This is a genomic window from Agromyces sp. NPDC058104, from assembly GCF_042884835.1.
Taxonomy (GTDB): Bacteria; Actinomycetota; Actinomycetes; order Actinomycetales; family Microbacteriaceae; genus Agromyces.
This window is the reverse complement of the sequence record NZ_JBHVTD010000002.1, coordinates 943,497-959,157: the sequence shown is the minus strand read 5'-3', so window position 1 is coordinate 959,157 and position 15,661 is coordinate 943,497. Positions and strand designations below refer to the sequence as shown.

Sequence of the window (15,661 nt, the reverse complement as noted above, 5' to 3'; positions counted from 1 at the left end):
ATCGAACCATGTCCGACACCGCCGCACGCCTCCTCGCGTTGCTCTCGCTCCTGCAGTCGCGACCCGACTGGACCGGCACCGAGCTCGCCGCCCGACTCGCGGTCACGACGCGCACGATCCGCAACGACGTCGAGCGCCTGCGCGAGCTCGGCTACCCGGTCGACGCCGCCCGCGGCAGCACGGGAGGGTACCGACTCGGCGCCGGCGGCAAGCTGCCGCCGCTGCTGCTCGACGACGAGGAGGCCGTCGCCGTCGCGGTCGGCCTGCGCGCGGCCACCGGCATCGCCGGGATCGAGGAGTCGAGCGGCCGCGCCCTCGCGAAGCTCGAGCAGGTGCTGCCCTCGCGCCTGCGGCCGACGGTCGCCGCCCTGCACGAGACGGTCGACCGCGCACCCGAGAACACGGGCACGGATGCCCCCGACCCCGAGGTCGACGCCGCCGTCCTGCAGGCGGTGGCCGCGGCCATCCGCGACGTCGAGTGGCTGCGCTTCGACTTCCGCGGCGAACCCGTGCTCGTCGAGCCGTACCGGCTGCTGAGCTGGCAGCGCCGCTGGCACCTCGTCGCCCGCGACCCCCGCAGCGACGAGTGGGGCACCTATCGGGTCGACTGGATCGAGCCCCGGATGCCCACCCGGCGGCGGTTCGACCCCGAGCCGATCCCCGGCGGCGACGCGACGGCGTTCGCCATGCGCACGATCGCCGCGACGGGATGGAACGTGCACGCCCGCCTCCGCATCGCCGCCTCGGCCGACGCGGTGCTCGCGCGCATCAACCCCGCGGTCGGCGTCGTCGAGCCGGTCGACGAGCACCGGTCCGTCCTCGTGACCGGCGCCGACAGCCTCGAGACGATCGCCGCGTACATCGGCATGCTCGGCATGGACTTCACCGTCGAGTCGCCGGTCGAGCTGCGCGCGGTGCTGCGGACGTATTCGGAGCGGTACGCCAGGGCTGCGGAGGGCTGAGGCGAGGACTGAGGCGAGGACTTCGGGGATGGCGGGCGAGGGCTCAGCCGAGGCCGACGCGGTCGGGCACCGCGGCGGCCACCCCGGGCAGCCAGGCGTCGAACTCGGGCCACGCCCTCGCCGCGGGCAGCCGGCGCAGCAGCTGCGCGAGCGAGGCGTCGGCGGCCGGCCACGGGATGACCCGGCTCGGCGATGCGCTCGCGAGCACGCCGAGCCACCAGTGCTTCCAGGTGACCGGCAGCGTCTCGGGGTGGATGACGACGTAGTAGTCGGGCACCGTGAGGTCGTGGCGGCCGGCGGCCTCGATCGCACGTGCGATCTCGAGTTCGAGCACGCCGTACGTCGAGAGGTCGTCGAAGAACTCGACCCACGCGGCCGCGACGTGCGAGAGGGGGTCGTGATCGTGCACGACATAAGGGGCCGCGCCGGCTGCGGACCACCTGGCGACGTCGGCATCGCTGGCGTCGGGCAGCGTCGCCGCCCGCACGTTGGCGAACCGCTCGAGCGCATGGATGGCGTCCGTCGCCTCGTCGCCGACGACGACCAGTGTGGTGCTGGCCGGAGCCTCCATTTCCGCAGTCTACGCGCCGCGGACCAGCCGGGTCAGTGGGCGCGCCAGTAGCCGCAGAAGGTCACGTTGCGCTTGGGCAGACCGCGTTCGTTGACGAGGAACCGGCGCGCGCCCGTGGCGAGCTTCGACTCGCCCGCGACGAAGGCGTAGACCGAGGTCTCGGGGATGCTGAGCTCGTGCAGGTGCTCGAGCGCCGCACGACCGGCGGGCTGCTCGGGACGGCGCACGATCCAGTGCACGTCGACCCCGTCGGGCGCGTCGACGTGCTGGCGATCGGCGAGGTCGGGCAGCTCGATGATCGCCTGCCCGCGCGCGTCGCGCGGGAGGTCGCGGAGGATGCCGAGCACCGCGGGCATCGCGCTCTCGTCGCCGACGAGCAGTGTGTGCTCGGCCTCGACGGGGCGGTAGCCGCAGCCCTGGTCGATGAGGGCGACGGCGGCCCCGACCGGCAGCCCGCTCGCCCACGGCCCCGCCACGCCGTCGTCGCCGTGCACGACGAAGTCGATGTCGAGCTCGAGCGAGTCGGGGCGGAACTCGCGCACCGTGTAGTTGCGGATGACCGGACGCGTCGCCTTCGGCAGCGTCAGGTAGCGCAGGTAGCCCGCCATGTCGTAGGTGTCGGCGAGGTTGTCGAAGCGCGTGTCGCCCGCAGTCGGCACGGCGAGCCGGAACCACTGGTCGAAGCCGAGGTGCCGCCACCCGGCGAGCTCGTCGCCGGCGACGGTCAGGCGCACGAAGTGCGGTGAGATGCGAACGGCGTCGGCGACCTCCACCTCGACGACGCCGCTCGGGGCGTGCGTGACCGCGATGTTGCTGACTGCCATGGGCCTCCTCGCGTATTAGGTAACCCTTACCTTACCCATCCAGCGCATCGAGCGCAGCAGGTGCCCCGTCCCGGCCTCGCCGATGATTCGGAAAGAATCCTGAGAAATATCGCGAGTCGCGTCATGATCGGGCGATTCGAGCATCTCTCTGGTTGAGTGGAATCGTCGCCACCCACGACGCCGCCCTCGTTCCCCGACCGTTCACCCCGAAACGGAGACCGCGCCCATGCACCCTCGCGCTGCCCGTCCCCCGCGCCTGCGCTCGCTCACCGGCCTGCTCGCCATCACCGGACTCGCCCTCATGGGCGCGGTCGCGATCGCCGGCGCTGCTCCGGCCGGCCCCGCGAATGCCGCCGAGCCCCTGCCCATCTGCCCGCCCGACGGCGAAGCGCCCCCGATCGGCCCGCTGCCGACCTACACCGACTCGAATGTCGCCGTCTACTCCGGCGGCGACTTCCTCGCGACCTCGAGCGCCGCCGAATCCGAGGGCCTTCTGCTCGTCCGCGGCAACGCCACCTTCGACAAGACCTCGGGCGGGGTCTTCAATGTCGGTGCCGTCGGCGCCGGCTCCGGCATCGTGCCCGCTGGCGGCGAGACCATGCTCGCGGTCGGCGGCGACCTCGTCGTCGGCCCGACGACGAACCTCCACGTCGGCGCGAACATCACGGGCGGCGGCGCCGTCAAGGTCGGCGGCACGTCCACGGGCACCGTCGACGCCAACGGTGCCGGCATCGAGACCGGTCTCGGCCAGACGGCCGCGATGGATCCGAACGCCGACTTCCAGACGGTGATCACCGACACCTCCGCCGAGATCGCGGGGTACCCGGTGACCGGCACCGGCCTCGTCGCCGGCAACCAGGTGCAGTTCGTCGGCACGTCCGGCGACGACCCCCAGGTCTTCACGCTCGACGCCGGGGCGATCTCGGCGATCACCGAGGTCGACTTCACCGCGGTCCCCGCCGACGTGCCGATCGTCATCAACGTCATCGGGGCCGGCGACGTGGCATTCTCGCCGAACTACTTCGCGATCGACGGGGTGCGTGTCGACGACCTCGCGAGCCCCGGGTTCGGCAACGCCGCCTCGCGGATCCTCTGGAACTTCACCGACGCGACGTCGCTCCTCATCGGAGGCACGAGCCAGTTCATGGGCTCGATCCTCGCCCCGACCGCCGACACCGAGATCACCGCCTCGACGAACGGTCGCGTGCACGTCGGCGGCGACCTCACCACACGCGGCGTCGGCAACGAGCTGCACAACTACCCGTGGACGGGCGGCGGCTCGCTCGGCTGCCAGGAGGTCGGCGGCTTCTCGGCGGCGAAGGCCGTGACCGGCCCCGAGGCCGGCAGCGTGCCCGCTGACACGGCGTTCACGCTCGAGTACTCGTACGAGCTGGGCGGCGAGACGATCACCGGCGAGCTCACCCTCCTCGCCGACGGCACCGTCGTCGACGGCCCGCAGGACCTGCCGGTCGGCACGATCGTCGACTTCGAGGAGATCGACCTGCCGGTCGTCCCCGGCATCGAATGGGACACCCCGACGATCAGCCCCGAGCGGGTCACGATCGCAGGTGACGAGAACACCCTCGTGACGGTCACCAACCGTACCGGCTCGGGCCTCCTCGCCAACGGCGGATTCTCCGTCGCGAAGGCCGTCGAAGGCGACGCGGCCGAGGCGGTGCCCGCCGGCACCGAGTTCACGGTCGAGTACCGGTACGAGCTCGAGGGCGCCGTCGTGACGGGCACCTTGGCGGTGCTCGCGGACGGCACGCTGAGCCACGGCCCGCAGGATCTCCCGGCCGGCACCGTCGTCGCCTTCACCGAGGTCGACCTTCCCGAGCTCGACGGCGTGGAGTGGGGCGAGCCGAGTTTCAGCCCTGACACGGTCACGATCGCCGGCGACGAAGACGCGCTCGTCACCGTGACGAACACCGCGGGCGTCCCGACCGGCCCGGGCCCGGGGCCCGGCCCCGACGGCGGCGGCGATGACGGCGATGACGACGGCGGCCTCGCCGAGACCGGCGTGGCCGGCCTCACCGCGACGATCGCCGCCGCGGCGGCCCTGCTCGCGGCGGGCGTCGTCCTGCTCGTCGCGCGCCGCCGTCGCCGCGCCTGATCGCGAACCCGGAGGATGCCCCGGGCTGCCCGTGCAGCCCGGGGCATCCGCGTTCTCGCAGACGGACCGCTCAGACGCCGATCGTGAGCGCCGCGGTGTAGCCCGCCGCGACCGACCCCGACATGCTCGCGATCTGGTGGATGCCGCCGTCGTCGCCGAACACGTTGTCGCCCGCGAGGCTCACCTGCGAGGCGTTGCGCACGCTCCGCTCGTAGCCGGCCGTCGCGTAGACGAGTGCGTTCGCCTCCTCGGGCAGGGCGATCTGCGAGGTCTTCACGATCGGCCCGGAGGCAACGGCGTTGTCGACGTCGGAGTACACCTCGAAGTGGATGTGCGGCCAGCGGCCTGAGTAGCAGGCGGGGTAGATCGAGGTGAACCGCACGGTGCCGCTCTCGTCGGTCGCCTGCACGCCGCGCAGGTAGTTCTCGTTCGCGGCACCCTGCGAGTACAGCGAGTAGTCGCCGTCGCGGTCGCAGTGCCAGAGGTAGACACCGGCGCCGACGAGCGCACTGCCGGTCACCGCGTCGCGCACGGTGAGCGCGATCTGGAGCGGCACGCCCTCGGCGACCGTCGTCGACGAGCCGAACGACGAGCGGATGTCGCTGCGCACGATTCCCGAGTCGTCGAGCACGTTGACGCCGTTCGAGCCGTCGGCCGGGTAGGGGCCGCCGGTCTCGTCGGGCACCTCGTCGAGCGGGCCGGATGCCGCGGCGTCGGCGGACGCCGACGGGGTGGGCGTCTCGTTCGACGACGAGCCGGACGCGGTCGTCGGGCTCGGGCTCGACGCGGCGGGCGCCGAGCAGGCTGCGAGCAGCGACGTCAGCCCGATGCCGCCGAAGATGCCGAGCGCCCGACGCCGGTCGACGAGCGTGCGGATGTCGTAGACGAGCCCGCGGTGGTCCTCGTCGATCTCGTTGCCGTCGGCATCGAGCCAGCGGGGATCGACGCCGCGGGCGGTCTCGGGCTCGCGCGCGGTGCGGTCGGCGGTTCGGTCGGTCATGGCGGTCTCCTCACGTCTGCAGGCGAGCATGACCCGGATGCCTCGCCGGCGGCTGTGCGGTCGCTATGCCCCGGCCATGAGCGCTCGCACCGCCCGTTCGACGAGCGGCCGCGGGTCGAGCGCCGGGTCGACGGTGAGCCGATGCAGCACGAGTCCGTCGCCGAGCGCCATGACGGTCTTCGTCGCGGTCTCGGGGTGCGGCATGCCGATGCCCGTCAGCAGCCCCTCCGTCCAGCGTTCGAACCCGAGTCGCTGCCGCCGCAGCGGCGCCCCGAGCTCGGGGTCGTCGCCCAGCTCGAGCCAGAGCGAGTACCTCGCCCGCGTTCGCACGGCGAACGGGCCGGTCTCGAGCTCGAGCACCCGGCAGAGCCCGTCGACGAACTCGTCGGGACCTCTCGGGGCGGTCGCAGACGCCCGCGATGCGTCGAATTCGGCCCGTTCCTGCTCGGCGAGGTGGTCGACGCACCCCGCGAGGAGCGCCCGGCGCGTGCGGAACCAGTTCGAGGTGCTGCCGGCGGGCAGCCCGGCGGCGGTGTCGACGCGGGCGTGGGTGAGGGCGCGAACCCCTTCGGTGCCGAGCAGCTCGAGGGCGGCGTCGAGGGCGCGATCTCTGGTGGTGGGCATTGTCACCTCGCTCGGTCGGGTCTACTATGAACATAGTCCTACTACGAACGTAGTAACCCCGCGACGAAGGAGTCGTCATGGACGCCACTGCACTCATCGGGCTCACCGTTCGGCGTGAACTGCCCGCAACACCCGAGGAGGTGTTCGACGCCTACACGGATCCCGTCGCGCAGCGGGTCTGGCTGTCGGCGCTCGGCCCCGACGACGGCGCCGTGCAGACCTCGGTCGACCTCCGGGTCGGGGGTCGCTGGGAGGCGCGCTTCCGCCCGAACGCGCAGACCGTCGTGCACGACGTGCAGACGTACCGCGAGATCGACCGTCCGCACCGCCTGGTCACCAATCTCGTCAGCGAGTCGTGGCTGGACGGAGCGCCGATGCCGCCTCTCGAGTCACGCATCGTCATGACCCTCACGTCGACCGGCGCGGGCACGCTCGCGACCGTCGAGCACACCGGCTTTCCATCGACCGAACTGCGCGACTTCTTCGAATCGACGGCGTGGCCGGCCGGCCTCGACCGGCTCGCGGGGTTCCTCGCGAGCACCTGACGCCGACCGCCCCGGGCGGGGCCGGCAGGAGCACCGAGGGAGCCGCGCTCCGTGGCCGGGCCGCACGGGGCGGCGGGATGGTCACATCGCGCGCGTGCCGTCGCTCATCACGGGCGAGATGAGCCCGAAGAGGTTGCCGTCGGGGTCGGTGAGTGCGCCGGTGCGCCCGACGCCCTCCGTGTCTTCGAGCGGCACCGCCTCGGCCGCCCCGAGCTCGAGCGCGCGTGCGAACGTCGCATCGACGTCGTCGACGCCGACCACGATGTTGCACCCGTTGACCGGCGCCCCGGCGGCCGGCGGCGGCCCCTGGCGCTGGGTCAGCCCGCCGTTGATGCCGAGCCCGGGAGAGGCCTCGGTGTTGCCGATCGACCCCTCGCCCGTCTGGATCATCCAGTACGGGTAGTCGCCGAACTGGGTGAACTGCCACCCCAGCAGTTCGGTGTAGAAATCGACGAGCCGCTGCGGCTCGCTCGCGTGGATCTCGAAGTGCACGACCAGGTTCGCCATCTCGGCTCCGTTCGCTCGTCGCCGGCTCGCCGCGTCACGGCCGGTCACGCGGCACAGGCTACGCCGGGCGGCCGACATCCTCCACCGCGCTCGTCCACGAGGGTGTGCGGGTCGGGGCCGCCCGACCCGCCGGCACGGCATCACCGGCGGGGTTCCATTCGTGGGTGCGGAGGCGAACAATGGGGCACGGTGCATGGCGCGCCCGCGCCCGCACCGTCCGACGAGTCGAGGCGGCCCCCCGTCGCCCGGCCGAGGCAACGAAGGAGCGAGCCATGGGCATCATCGCCGCCGACCTGTTCGTCACGCTCGACGGGGTCTACCAGGCCCCGGGCGGGCCCGAGGAGGACGAGGAGCACGGCTTCCCCTACGGCGGCTGGCAGGCCCCGTACCTCGACGACGAGAACGGCGCCGACATCATGGCGGGCATCGACCGCCTCGACGCGCTGCTGCTCGGGCGCAAGACCTACGACATCTTCGCCGCGTACTGGCCGCAGCAGTCGGGCCCGATCGCCGAGAAGTTCAACGCCGTGCCGAAGTACGTCGTCTCACGCACGCTCGGCGACGCCGGCTGGGCCGGCACCACCGTGCTGCGCGACGCCGCAGCCGAGCTGCCCGCCGTGAAGGAGCGGTTCGACGAGATCCACATGATCGGCAGCGGCGACCTGCTGCAGACCCTCCTCGACGACGACCTGGTCGACCGGCTCAACCTGTTCGTCTACCCGATCGCCTTCGGCACCGGCAAGCGGATGTTCCGCGACGGGGTGAAGCCGGCCTCGTTCACGCTGGCCCAGCCCGCCCGCACGTACTCGAGCGGGGCGATCGGGCTCGTCTACGACCGCGTCGGGGTGCCGGTGACCGGCATCTCGATGGAGTGACGGGGCTTCGGGCGACCGGCGCAGAAGGGATCGACGATCGTGAGCAGTCGCGAGGAGGGCTTCGAGCTCCTCGGGGAGTTCGCCCCCGAACTCCTCGTCGAGCCCGATGTGGCCTTCGGCCGCATGTTCGGCTCGGAGGGCCTGTCCGTGCGCGGCAAGTTCTTCGCCTTCGTCTCGTCGCACGGCGACCTGGTCGTGAAGCTCGACGCCGACCGCATCGAAGGGTCGGGACTCGACCACATGGTGATGCGCGGCCGCCCGATGCGGGAGTGGGCCGTGGTGCCCGTCGCCGACGGCGTCGACCGCTGGCGCGAGGTCGCCCGCGAGGCGTACGCCTTCGTCGACTCGATCACGCCGCGGTGAAGCGGCCAGGTCGCAACGGTCAGCCACCGGGGTGGAGCGGCAGCAGCCAGGGCACGAGCGTGATCGCCACGACCATCACGATGAGCGCGAACGGCGCGCCGATCCGCAGGAAGTCCGCGAAGCGGTACCGCCCCGGCCCGAGCACGAGCGTGTTGACGGGCGACGACACCGGGGTCATGAACGCGGCCGAGGCCGCGAGCATGACGACCATCGCGAACGGGTAGGGCGAGGCATCCAGCGCGTCGGCGGTCGCGATCGCGACCGGGCCCATCAGCACGGCCGTCGCCGTGTTCGACACGAACAGGCCGATCACCGCCGTCGTGACGAACAGGCCCGCGAGCAGCACGGTCGGACTGCCCTGTCCCAACGTCGAGGTCAGCGCCGTCACCGCGAGGTCGATGCCGCCCGTGCGCTCGAGCGCGAGCGCGAAGGGCAGCATGCCGACGATCAGCAGCAGCGTCGGCCAGTGGATCGAGCGGTACGCGCTCGGCATGTCGATGCAGCCGAACAATCCCATCATGAGGCACGCGATGAGTGCGGCGATCACGTTCGGCACGATGCCGGTGACCATGAGCACCACCATGACGACGACGCTCAGCAGCGCGAACGGCGCGCGGTTCGCGGCGGGCGCCTGCTCGCGCACCTCGGCGGGGAGCTCGAGGGCGACGAAGTCGGTGCTCCGCGCCGTCAGCCGCTGGACGTCGTCCCACGCGCCGACGACGAGCAGGGTGTCGCCGAGGCGCACGCGCTCCGCGGCGAGCGACCCGCCGAGCGCCTCGCTGCCGCGGCGCAGTCCGATCACGTCGACCCGGTACAGCTCGCGGGTGCGGAGCCCGCCGATCGTGCGACCGAGTGCGGCCGAGTTCGGCGGCGGCATCACCTCGCCGAGCCCCACCTCGCGGGACCGCTCGGCGAGGAAGCCCTCGCCGACCGGCAGCGGGCGCAGACGGAGGCGTCGCAGCTGCTCGGCGAGATCGCCGCGGCGCTCGAAGACGTCGACGAGCAGCACGTCGCCCTTCGCGAGCTGCGTCGCCGGCGCCGTCGCCGTGACCTCGAGGGTGCGCTGGAGCCATCGCGTGCGCTCGACCGCGATGACGCGCAGGCCGAGCGGGCGCAGGTCGACCTCGCCGACGCGCTGCCCGATGAGTGGTGATCCCCGCCCGAGCTTCACCCGCCGATCCCGGTCGGCGAGCCGGTAGTCGCCGATGAGGTGACCGTAGGTGCGGTCGGCCCGCCCGCCGTCGTCGGCGGAGTCGGCGCCGAGGAAGCGGCGTGCGACGAGCATGTAGCCGATGCCGAGCGCGAGCACCACGAGCCCGAAGGGGGTGATCGAGAAGAACTCGAACCCCGCCTCGCCCGCGCGCACGAGCTCGGCGTCGATCACGAGGTTGGGCGCGGTCGCGATGAGGGTCAGCATGCCGCTGATCAGCGCGGCGAAGCTCAGCGGCATCATGAGCTGGCGCGGCGAGACGCCGAGTCGCGCCGCGATGCTCAGCACGACGGGGATGAAGATCGCGACGACGCCGGTCGAGCTCATGAACGCGCCGAGCAGCGCGACGGTGAGCATGAGCAGCACGATGAGCCGCGCGCTGCTCGTGCCCGCCCGCGCCGACAGCCAGTCGCCGAGCCGGTACGTCAGCCCCGTGCGCGAGAGCCCCTCGCCGATCACGAAGAGCGCGGCGATGAGCACGACGTTCGGGTCGGAGAACCCCGACAGCGTCTCGGGCACGGTCAGCACGCCGGTGAGCGGGAGGGCCACCAGGAGTCCCACCGCGACGACGTCCATGCGCGGGCGGTTGATCGCGAACATCACGATCGAGGCGACGAGCAGGAGGAGCACGACCAGCAGCTGCCAGTTCACGGTGCCACAGTATCGGGCAGGGCGCCCGCGGGGCAGGTCTCGAGCCAGCGCGACGGCCGATCGCCCGCCTCAGCCGCGCAGCAGCCCCCGCAGCGTCTGGATCGTGTCGGCCTCGGCCGGGCCCTTGTCGTCGCGGTAGCGCTTGACCCGGGCGAAGCGCAGGGCGATGCCGCCGGGGTACCGGCTCGACCGCTGCACCCCGTCGATCGCGATCTCGACGACGGTGATCGGCTCGACGAAGACGGTGTTCGCGGTGCGCCGCACCTCGATCTCGGGGAAGCGCTCGGTCTGCCAGCGCAGCAGCTCGTCGGTGAGGCCCTTGAAGGTCTTGCCGACCATGACGAAGCCGCCCGGCTCGCCGAACTCTCCGCTCGGGTCGAGCGCCCCGAGGTGCAGGTTCGAGAGCAGCCCGGTGCGGCGGCCCGAGCCCCACTCGCAGGCGAGCACGACGAGGTCATAGGTGAGCACGGGCTTCACCTTGACCCAGCTCGCGCCGCGCCGGCCCGCCGCGTAGGGCGAGCCGATCGCCTTGACGACCACGCCCTCGTGCCCCGCGGCGAGCGCCTCGCGCGAGACCCGTTCGGCCACCTCGGCGTCGGCCGTGACCTCGCCGGGGATGCGGTGCCCGGGGGCGATGCGCTCGAGCACGGCGAGCCGCTCCGCGAGGGGTTCGTCGATCAGGTCTCGCCCGTCGACGTGCAGCACGTCGAAGAACCAGGGGTGCAGCACGGCGTCCCGCGCGGTCTCGGCGCCGAAGCGCGACATCGTCTCCTGGAACGGGCGCGGGGCGCCGTCTTCGCCGAGCGACAGCGTTTCGCCGTCGAGGATGACCCGGTCGACGGGCAGCGCGCGCACGACCTCGACGACCTCGGGCACACGGTGCGTGATGTCGGCGAGGTTGCGGGTGAAGACCCGTACCTCGTCGCCGGCGCGATGCACCTGGATGCGGGCCCCGTCGAGCTTGACCTCGACGGAGGCCTCGCCGGTCTGCTCGATCGCCGCGGTCGGCGACGCCGCGGTCGCCGCCAGCATGGGCTGCACGGGGCGGCCCACGACGAGCCCGACGGCCTCGAGCTCGCCCTCGGCGCCGGTGAGGGCGACCCGGGCCGTCTCGCCGAGATCGCCCGAGAGCATGGCCGCCCGGCGCACGACCGCGGCGGGGCGGTCGGCCGCGCGGGCGATGGCGTCGGCGAGCACGCCCTCGAGTGCGCCGGTGCGCACCTCGCCGAGCAGCACACCGGCGATCAGGTGCTGTTCGCCCTCGGTCGCGCGGGCGAGGAGCTCGCGCAGCTCGCCCGCCCGCTCGCCCGAGGAACCCGTGCCCGCCGCGGCGGCGAGCCGGTCGAGCGTCGTGTCGAGCTCGGCGACGGTGATCGAGGGCGTCTCGGCCGCGGCGGTGGCCTCGATCGCGGCCGACAGGCCGCGCCACCCCACGCCCACGCGCCCCTGCCGCGGCTTGCCGACGAGGAACCCGACGGCCGGCGCGATCTCGTCGGGCTCGAGCCGCCGCAGCAGCTCGGCCAGCGCCTCGACCTTCGCGAGGCGGGAGCGGGTGGCGGCCACGGCCGCGGAGGTGGTGACGAGCTCGTCGATCAGCACCCGCCCAGTCTCGCACCGACCTCGGACATCACGGAGCCGCCGAACCCGGCGAGTGGAACGACGCCCAGCGGGCGAACGTACCCTTGGAGGATGACCACCCACCTCGCCGCCGGCGACTGGCGCGCCCGCGCCGAGGCGCACGCCGAACGGGCCGACGCCCTCACGGCCGGTCATCGCGCCCGGGCGGCGGCGCGCGAGAGGCATCCGATCGAGGACTTCCTCTTCACCTACTACTCGTACTCGCCGGGCCTGCTGCGCCGCTGGCACCCCGGCGCCGGCGTCGAGCTCGGAGGCGCCGCGGCGACCCCGCGCGCCGAGTGGCGCTGGTACGCGCCCGGCGACGAGCCGGGATCGCTCGTCGTCGATCGCGCGGCGATGACCGCCGAGAAGGGTGCGATGCTCGCCCTGGTCGAGCGGATGCTCCGGCGCACGGCGTCGCGGCCCGGCGCGTTCGGATGCTTCGGGCTGCACGAGTGGGCGATGGTCTACCGCCAGGGCGAGCATCGCCACCCCGTGCCGCTGCGGCTCGGCCAGGCGGCGACCGACGGGGTCGTCGAGGCGCACGAGCTGCGATGCACCCACATCGACGCATTCCGGTTCTTCACGCCCGAGGCGACTCCGCGCAACCGCTTCGCCCCGACGCGCGAGTCGCAGCCCGAGCTCGAGCAGCCCGGGTGCCTGCACGCCGGCATGGACGTCTACAAGTGGGCGGTCAAGCTGGGCCCGCTCGCCCCGGGCGAGCTGCTGCTCGACGCCTTCGAGCTCGCCCGCGACATCCGCTACCTCGACATGCAGGCCTCGCCGTACGACATGGAGCCGTGGGGCGGTGAGCCCGTGCGCATCGAGACGGCCGAGGGCAAGGCCGAGTACGTGCGCCGGCAGCGCGGCTTCGCCGAGCGCGCGAACGGGCTCCGGCGGGAGCTGCTCGACGCGGCGTTCCCTGCGGGGTCGGCAGGGTCGGCGGAGCCGGCCCGGTCCACTCCGATCGCCGCGGGCTGAGCCCGCGCGCGGCTCACCTCGCGTCGAGCGCCGCGCAGACGTCGAGGAGCAGGTCCGTCTGGAGCGCGTTCCACTCGGCGGTGTCGGGGTCGGGCCAGGTCGAGAACTTCACGGTCACCGAGTCGGTCGGCGGGTCGAGCCAGAGGTTCTGCCCGTGGATGCCGATACCGCTCACGTTGCCGCGCGCGTTGCCCGTGCACCACCACTGCGCGGTGTACGAGCCGTCGGGGAACCTGCCGGTGAACCCCTCGTACGTCATCGCGTCGCGGTCGCCCCCGGCGAGGATGCCGCGAGTCCACGCCTCGGAGACGACGCGGCCGCCGGGTGCGACGCCGCCGTCGAGCACGAGCCGGCCGACCCGCGCGAGGTCGCGCGCCGTGCACGAGATGCCGCCGTTCGCGAAGCCGAAGCCCGAGCGGTCGACGGTGATCGTCGCATCGCGGTCGGCGCCGAGCCTCGACCACACGAGCTCCGAGACGACGTCGTGATAGCGGGCGCCCGTGACGCGCTCGATGATCCAGGCGAGCACGTCGGTGTTGGCCGAGCAGTACTGGAACTCCCCCACCGCGCCGCTGCCGCGGAGCGTCGTGAGGAAGGCGTAGGTGTCGACGGGGTCGCCCGGCCGGCGCACCCGCCAGCCCGCCGAGCGGTCGTGGGTCTGCACCTCCGCGGCCGGATCGACGTAGTTCTCGTCGTAGTCGATCGCGATCTGCATGTCGAGCACGTGGCGCACGGTCGGGCCGTCGTAGACCGAACCGGCGAGCTCGGGCACGTAGTCGGTGACGGGCCTCGCCGGGTCGATGCGTCCCTGGTCGACGAGGGCGCCGACGGTGAGGCCGCAGATCGACTTCGAGACGCTCATGAGCAGGTGCCGCTGCCCGGGCGCGAAGCCGGGCTTGTAGTACTCCGCGACGACCTCGTCGCCGCGCAGCACCAGGAACGCGTCCGTGTACGTCGCTTCGAGCCGGCGCTCGAGCTCGGGCATCGCGGCGGCGAACGCGTCGAGCCGCACGGTCGCCGCGATGCCCGCGCGAGCGTCGGGCGGGGTGCGCGAGATGGTTGCGGTCGGCACGAGCTCGCCGAGGTCGCCGAACGCCCAGCGGTTGCCCGGTGCCTCCTGCCAGGTGTCGAGCGTCGGCACGCCCGCCGGAGCCCCGGGATAGCGTGGCGGATGCGGGCCGGTCGCGGCGGGGTCGTGCGGGTCGATCGGGAGGGTCGCGTCGCTCATGCCGGCCATCATGCCGCGGGCTCGGTCGTCGGAGCAGCGGGGCTCGCCGCGGGCGCGGCCGGCGCACCCGCGCCCGGCTCGGCCGGCGCACCCGCGCCCGGCTCGGCCGGCGCACCCGCGCCCGGCTCGGCCGGCTCACTCGCGCCCAGCGGCGCCGGCGTCTCGCCGAACCGGCCGAGGCCCGTCTTCGAGAGGCCGAGGTAGACGAGGGCCGAGACGATCATGCCGGCCGGCACCGAGAGGTCGACCCAGCCCATCGCCTCGGAGACCGGTCCGGTCCAGACCTCGGTCGAGAGGCAGACGGCGGCCACGGCCCCGCCCACGACGACCGCGGCCATGCCGGGGATGCTCCACCCCGCCGTGTACCAGTACTTTCCGCCGCGCTGCTCGTCGAACAGCTCGACGGCGTCGTAGCGGTTGCGGCGCAGGACGATGTCGGTCGCGAAGACGGCCATGGCCGGGCCCGAGACGATCACGAGGAATTGGAGCATGAGGTTGACGGCGTCGAGCAGGCTCGTCGACATCACGAGATAGAGCGTGAGCGCCGTGCCGATGACGCCGACGACGATCGCCGACGGGATGCGCCGGATCGGCACGCCGACCGACTGCAGCGCCATGCTCGAGGTGTAGGTCGTCATGCCGTTGAGGGCGACGGTGTTCACGATGACGCCGAGCACGAGCAGCGGCCCGAGCCAGCTCGGCAGCAGCCCGAGGATGGCCGACTCGATGCCCGCGTCGACCGCGGCTCCGTCGAGGCCGGTCGCGATGAGCGCGCCGACGACGGTGAAGAAGACGCCGGGCAGCGCGCCCCCGAGTGCCGTCGCCGCGATGATGTGCGACGGCTTCGTGTCGCGCGGCAGGTAGCGGGCGATGTCGGGGCTGTTGATGTACGAGAGCGGCGTGGAGGCGAGGATCGTGAAGCCGATGGTGATCGCCGACCAGAGCGGCACGCCGGTGAGCGCCTCGGGCGCCCGGTAGCCCCAGTCGACGGTCGGCAGCGCGAACGCGGTGACGGCGAGGAAGATCACGGCGAGCGCGATCGAGATCGCCGTGTAGCTCCTGATGATGAGCGCATGGCCGTAGACGGCGACGAGCACCGTGATCGCGGAGACGACGAGCGTCACGATGACGGGGCCGAGCACGGGGTCGGCGAAGCCCCATTGCGCGAGCAGGTCGGCGCCCATGAACGAGGAGGCGAGCCAGTTCAGCGCGAGGAAGACGGCCGAGATGAGCCAGCCGGTGAAGGCGATGACGACCTTGTTGCCGATGATGCCGTAGAGCGCGCGGCTGATGACCGAGCCCGAGGTGCCGGCCGCGGGGCCGGCGATCGCGATGAGGCCGGGGAAGACCCACAGGAGGTTCGCCGCGACGATGACGGCGACGGCCTGCCAGATCTCGAGTCCGAGCAGGATCATCGTCGCGCCGATCGTGAAGTTCAGCACGCTCACGTTGGGCGCGGCCCACACGCCGAAGAGGTCGCGTGCGCGGCCGTGCCGCTCGGACGGGCGGACGACCTCGATGCCGCGGGTCTCCGGCTGGGTGGGTGCGTCGACGTAGTCCTGCGACGCTGCGGGAAGCTGGGATGACACG

At 72.8% G+C, this 15,661-nt stretch carries 15 protein-coding genes; 6 read left to right on the top strand and 9 right to left on the bottom strand.

Annotation, left to right across the window (positions count from 1 at the left end; all coding sequences use genetic code 11):
- Positions 1 to 8 precede the first annotated feature (8 nt).
- On the top strand, positions 9 to 962 hold the full coding sequence (locus ACFVTH_RS12385) for a helix-turn-helix transcriptional regulator (RefSeq protein ID WP_387091139.1): 954 nt from the start codon (positions 9 to 11) through the stop codon (positions 960 to 962).
- A gap of 43 nt (positions 963 to 1,005) precedes the next feature.
- Here ACFVTH_RS12385 and ACFVTH_RS12380 read toward each other — a convergent pair whose 3' ends face one another.
- Entirely contained in the window at positions 1,006 to 1,533 is a 528-nt protein-coding gene (locus tag ACFVTH_RS12380) for a hypothetical protein (RefSeq protein WP_387091136.1), read from the bottom strand.
- A 32-nt stretch (positions 1,534 to 1,565) separates the two neighbouring features.
- Positions 1,566 to 2,357 (bottom strand): siderophore-interacting protein, encoded by a 792-nt coding sequence (locus ACFVTH_RS12375; RefSeq protein ID WP_387091133.1) that lies wholly within the window; start codon positions 2,355 to 2,357, stop codon positions 1,566 to 1,568.
- A gap of 226 nt (positions 2,358 to 2,583) precedes the next feature.
- Between ACFVTH_RS12375 and ACFVTH_RS12370 the strand changes: the two genes are divergently transcribed.
- Positions 2,584 to 4,470 (top strand): choice-of-anchor A family protein, encoded by a 1,887-nt coding sequence (locus ACFVTH_RS12370; RefSeq protein WP_387091130.1) that lies wholly within the window; start codon positions 2,584 to 2,586, stop codon positions 4,468 to 4,470.
- Positions 4,471 to 4,540: 70 nt separating this feature from the next.
- On the opposite strand, the gene ACFVTH_RS12365 is transcribed toward ACFVTH_RS12370, so the two are convergent.
- Positions 4,541 to 5,470 (bottom strand): intradiol ring-cleavage dioxygenase, encoded by a 930-nt coding sequence (locus ACFVTH_RS12365; protein ID WP_387091127.1) that lies wholly within the window; start codon positions 5,468 to 5,470, stop codon positions 4,541 to 4,543.
- A 63-nt stretch (positions 5,471 to 5,533) separates the two neighbouring features.
- Positions 5,534 to 6,094, bottom strand: coding sequence for a TetR/AcrR family transcriptional regulator (locus tag ACFVTH_RS12360; protein WP_387091124.1), 561 nt, complete (start codon positions 6,092 to 6,094; stop codon positions 5,534 to 5,536).
- A 77-nt stretch (positions 6,095 to 6,171) separates the two neighbouring features.
- Here ACFVTH_RS12360 and ACFVTH_RS12355 point away from each other — a divergent pair, with 77 nt between their 5' ends.
- The gene (locus tag ACFVTH_RS12355; RefSeq protein ID WP_387091121.1) at positions 6,172 to 6,639 is read left to right on the top strand and encodes an SRPBCC domain-containing protein; all 468 of its coding nucleotides are present in this window, start codon (positions 6,172 to 6,174) and stop codon (positions 6,637 to 6,639) included.
- 81 nt (positions 6,640 to 6,720) lie between these two features.
- Here the strand turns inward: ACFVTH_RS12355 and ACFVTH_RS12350 are convergent, their stop codons facing one another.
- Complete coding sequence (locus ACFVTH_RS12350; RefSeq protein WP_387091119.1) at positions 6,721 to 7,194, bottom strand: VOC family protein; 474 nt, start codon at positions 7,192 to 7,194, stop codon at positions 6,721 to 6,723.
- Positions 7,195 to 7,418: 224 nt separating this feature from the next.
- Between ACFVTH_RS12350 and ACFVTH_RS12345 the strand changes: the two genes are divergently transcribed.
- Positions 7,419 to 8,021 carry a dihydrofolate reductase family protein gene (locus tag ACFVTH_RS12345; protein ID WP_387091116.1) on the top strand — a complete coding sequence of 201 codons (603 nt, stop codon included), beginning with the start codon at positions 7,419 to 7,421 and terminating at the stop codon, positions 8,019 to 8,021.
- 39 nt (positions 8,022 to 8,060) lie between these two features.
- Positions 8,061 to 8,384: a hypothetical protein gene (locus ACFVTH_RS12340; protein ID WP_387091113.1), complete on the top strand. Its 324-nt coding sequence runs from the start codon at positions 8,061 to 8,063 to the stop codon at positions 8,382 to 8,384.
- A 19-nt stretch (positions 8,385 to 8,403) separates the two neighbouring features.
- On the opposite strand, the gene ACFVTH_RS12335 is transcribed toward ACFVTH_RS12340, so the two are convergent.
- Both ACFVTH_RS12335 and ACFVTH_RS12330 read right to left on the bottom strand, forming a co-directional pair.
- Positions 8,404 to 10,245 carry an SLC13 family permease gene (locus tag ACFVTH_RS12335; RefSeq protein WP_387091111.1) on the bottom strand — a complete coding sequence of 614 codons (1,842 nt, stop codon included), beginning with the start codon at positions 10,243 to 10,245 and terminating at the stop codon, positions 8,404 to 8,406.
- Between the two features lie 69 nt (positions 10,246 to 10,314).
- Entirely contained in the window at positions 10,315 to 11,844 is a 1,530-nt protein-coding gene (locus ACFVTH_RS12330) for an ATP-dependent DNA ligase (protein WP_387091109.1), read from the bottom strand.
- A 90-nt stretch (positions 11,845 to 11,934) separates the two neighbouring features.
- Between ACFVTH_RS12330 and ACFVTH_RS12325 the strand changes: the two genes are divergently transcribed.
- Entirely contained in the window at positions 11,935 to 12,843 is a 909-nt protein-coding gene (locus tag ACFVTH_RS12325; RefSeq protein WP_387091106.1) for a 3-methyladenine DNA glycosylase, read from the top strand.
- A gap of 13 nt (positions 12,844 to 12,856) precedes the next feature.
- On the opposite strand, the gene ACFVTH_RS12320 is transcribed toward ACFVTH_RS12325, so the two are convergent.
- Together ACFVTH_RS12320 and ACFVTH_RS12315 are read right to left on the bottom strand one after the other, a co-directional pair.
- Positions 12,857 to 14,071, bottom strand: a complete 1,215-nt coding sequence (locus ACFVTH_RS12320; RefSeq protein ID WP_387091103.1) for a serine hydrolase domain-containing protein — start codon at positions 14,069 to 14,071, stop codon at positions 12,857 to 12,859.
- Positions 14,072 to 14,079: 8 nt separating this feature from the next.
- A complete protein-coding gene (locus ACFVTH_RS12315) occupies positions 14,080 to 15,660 on the bottom strand; it encodes a purine-cytosine permease family protein (protein ID WP_387091100.1) in 1,581 nt (526 codons plus the stop codon).
- Between the last annotated feature and the right edge of the window lies 1 nt (position 15,661).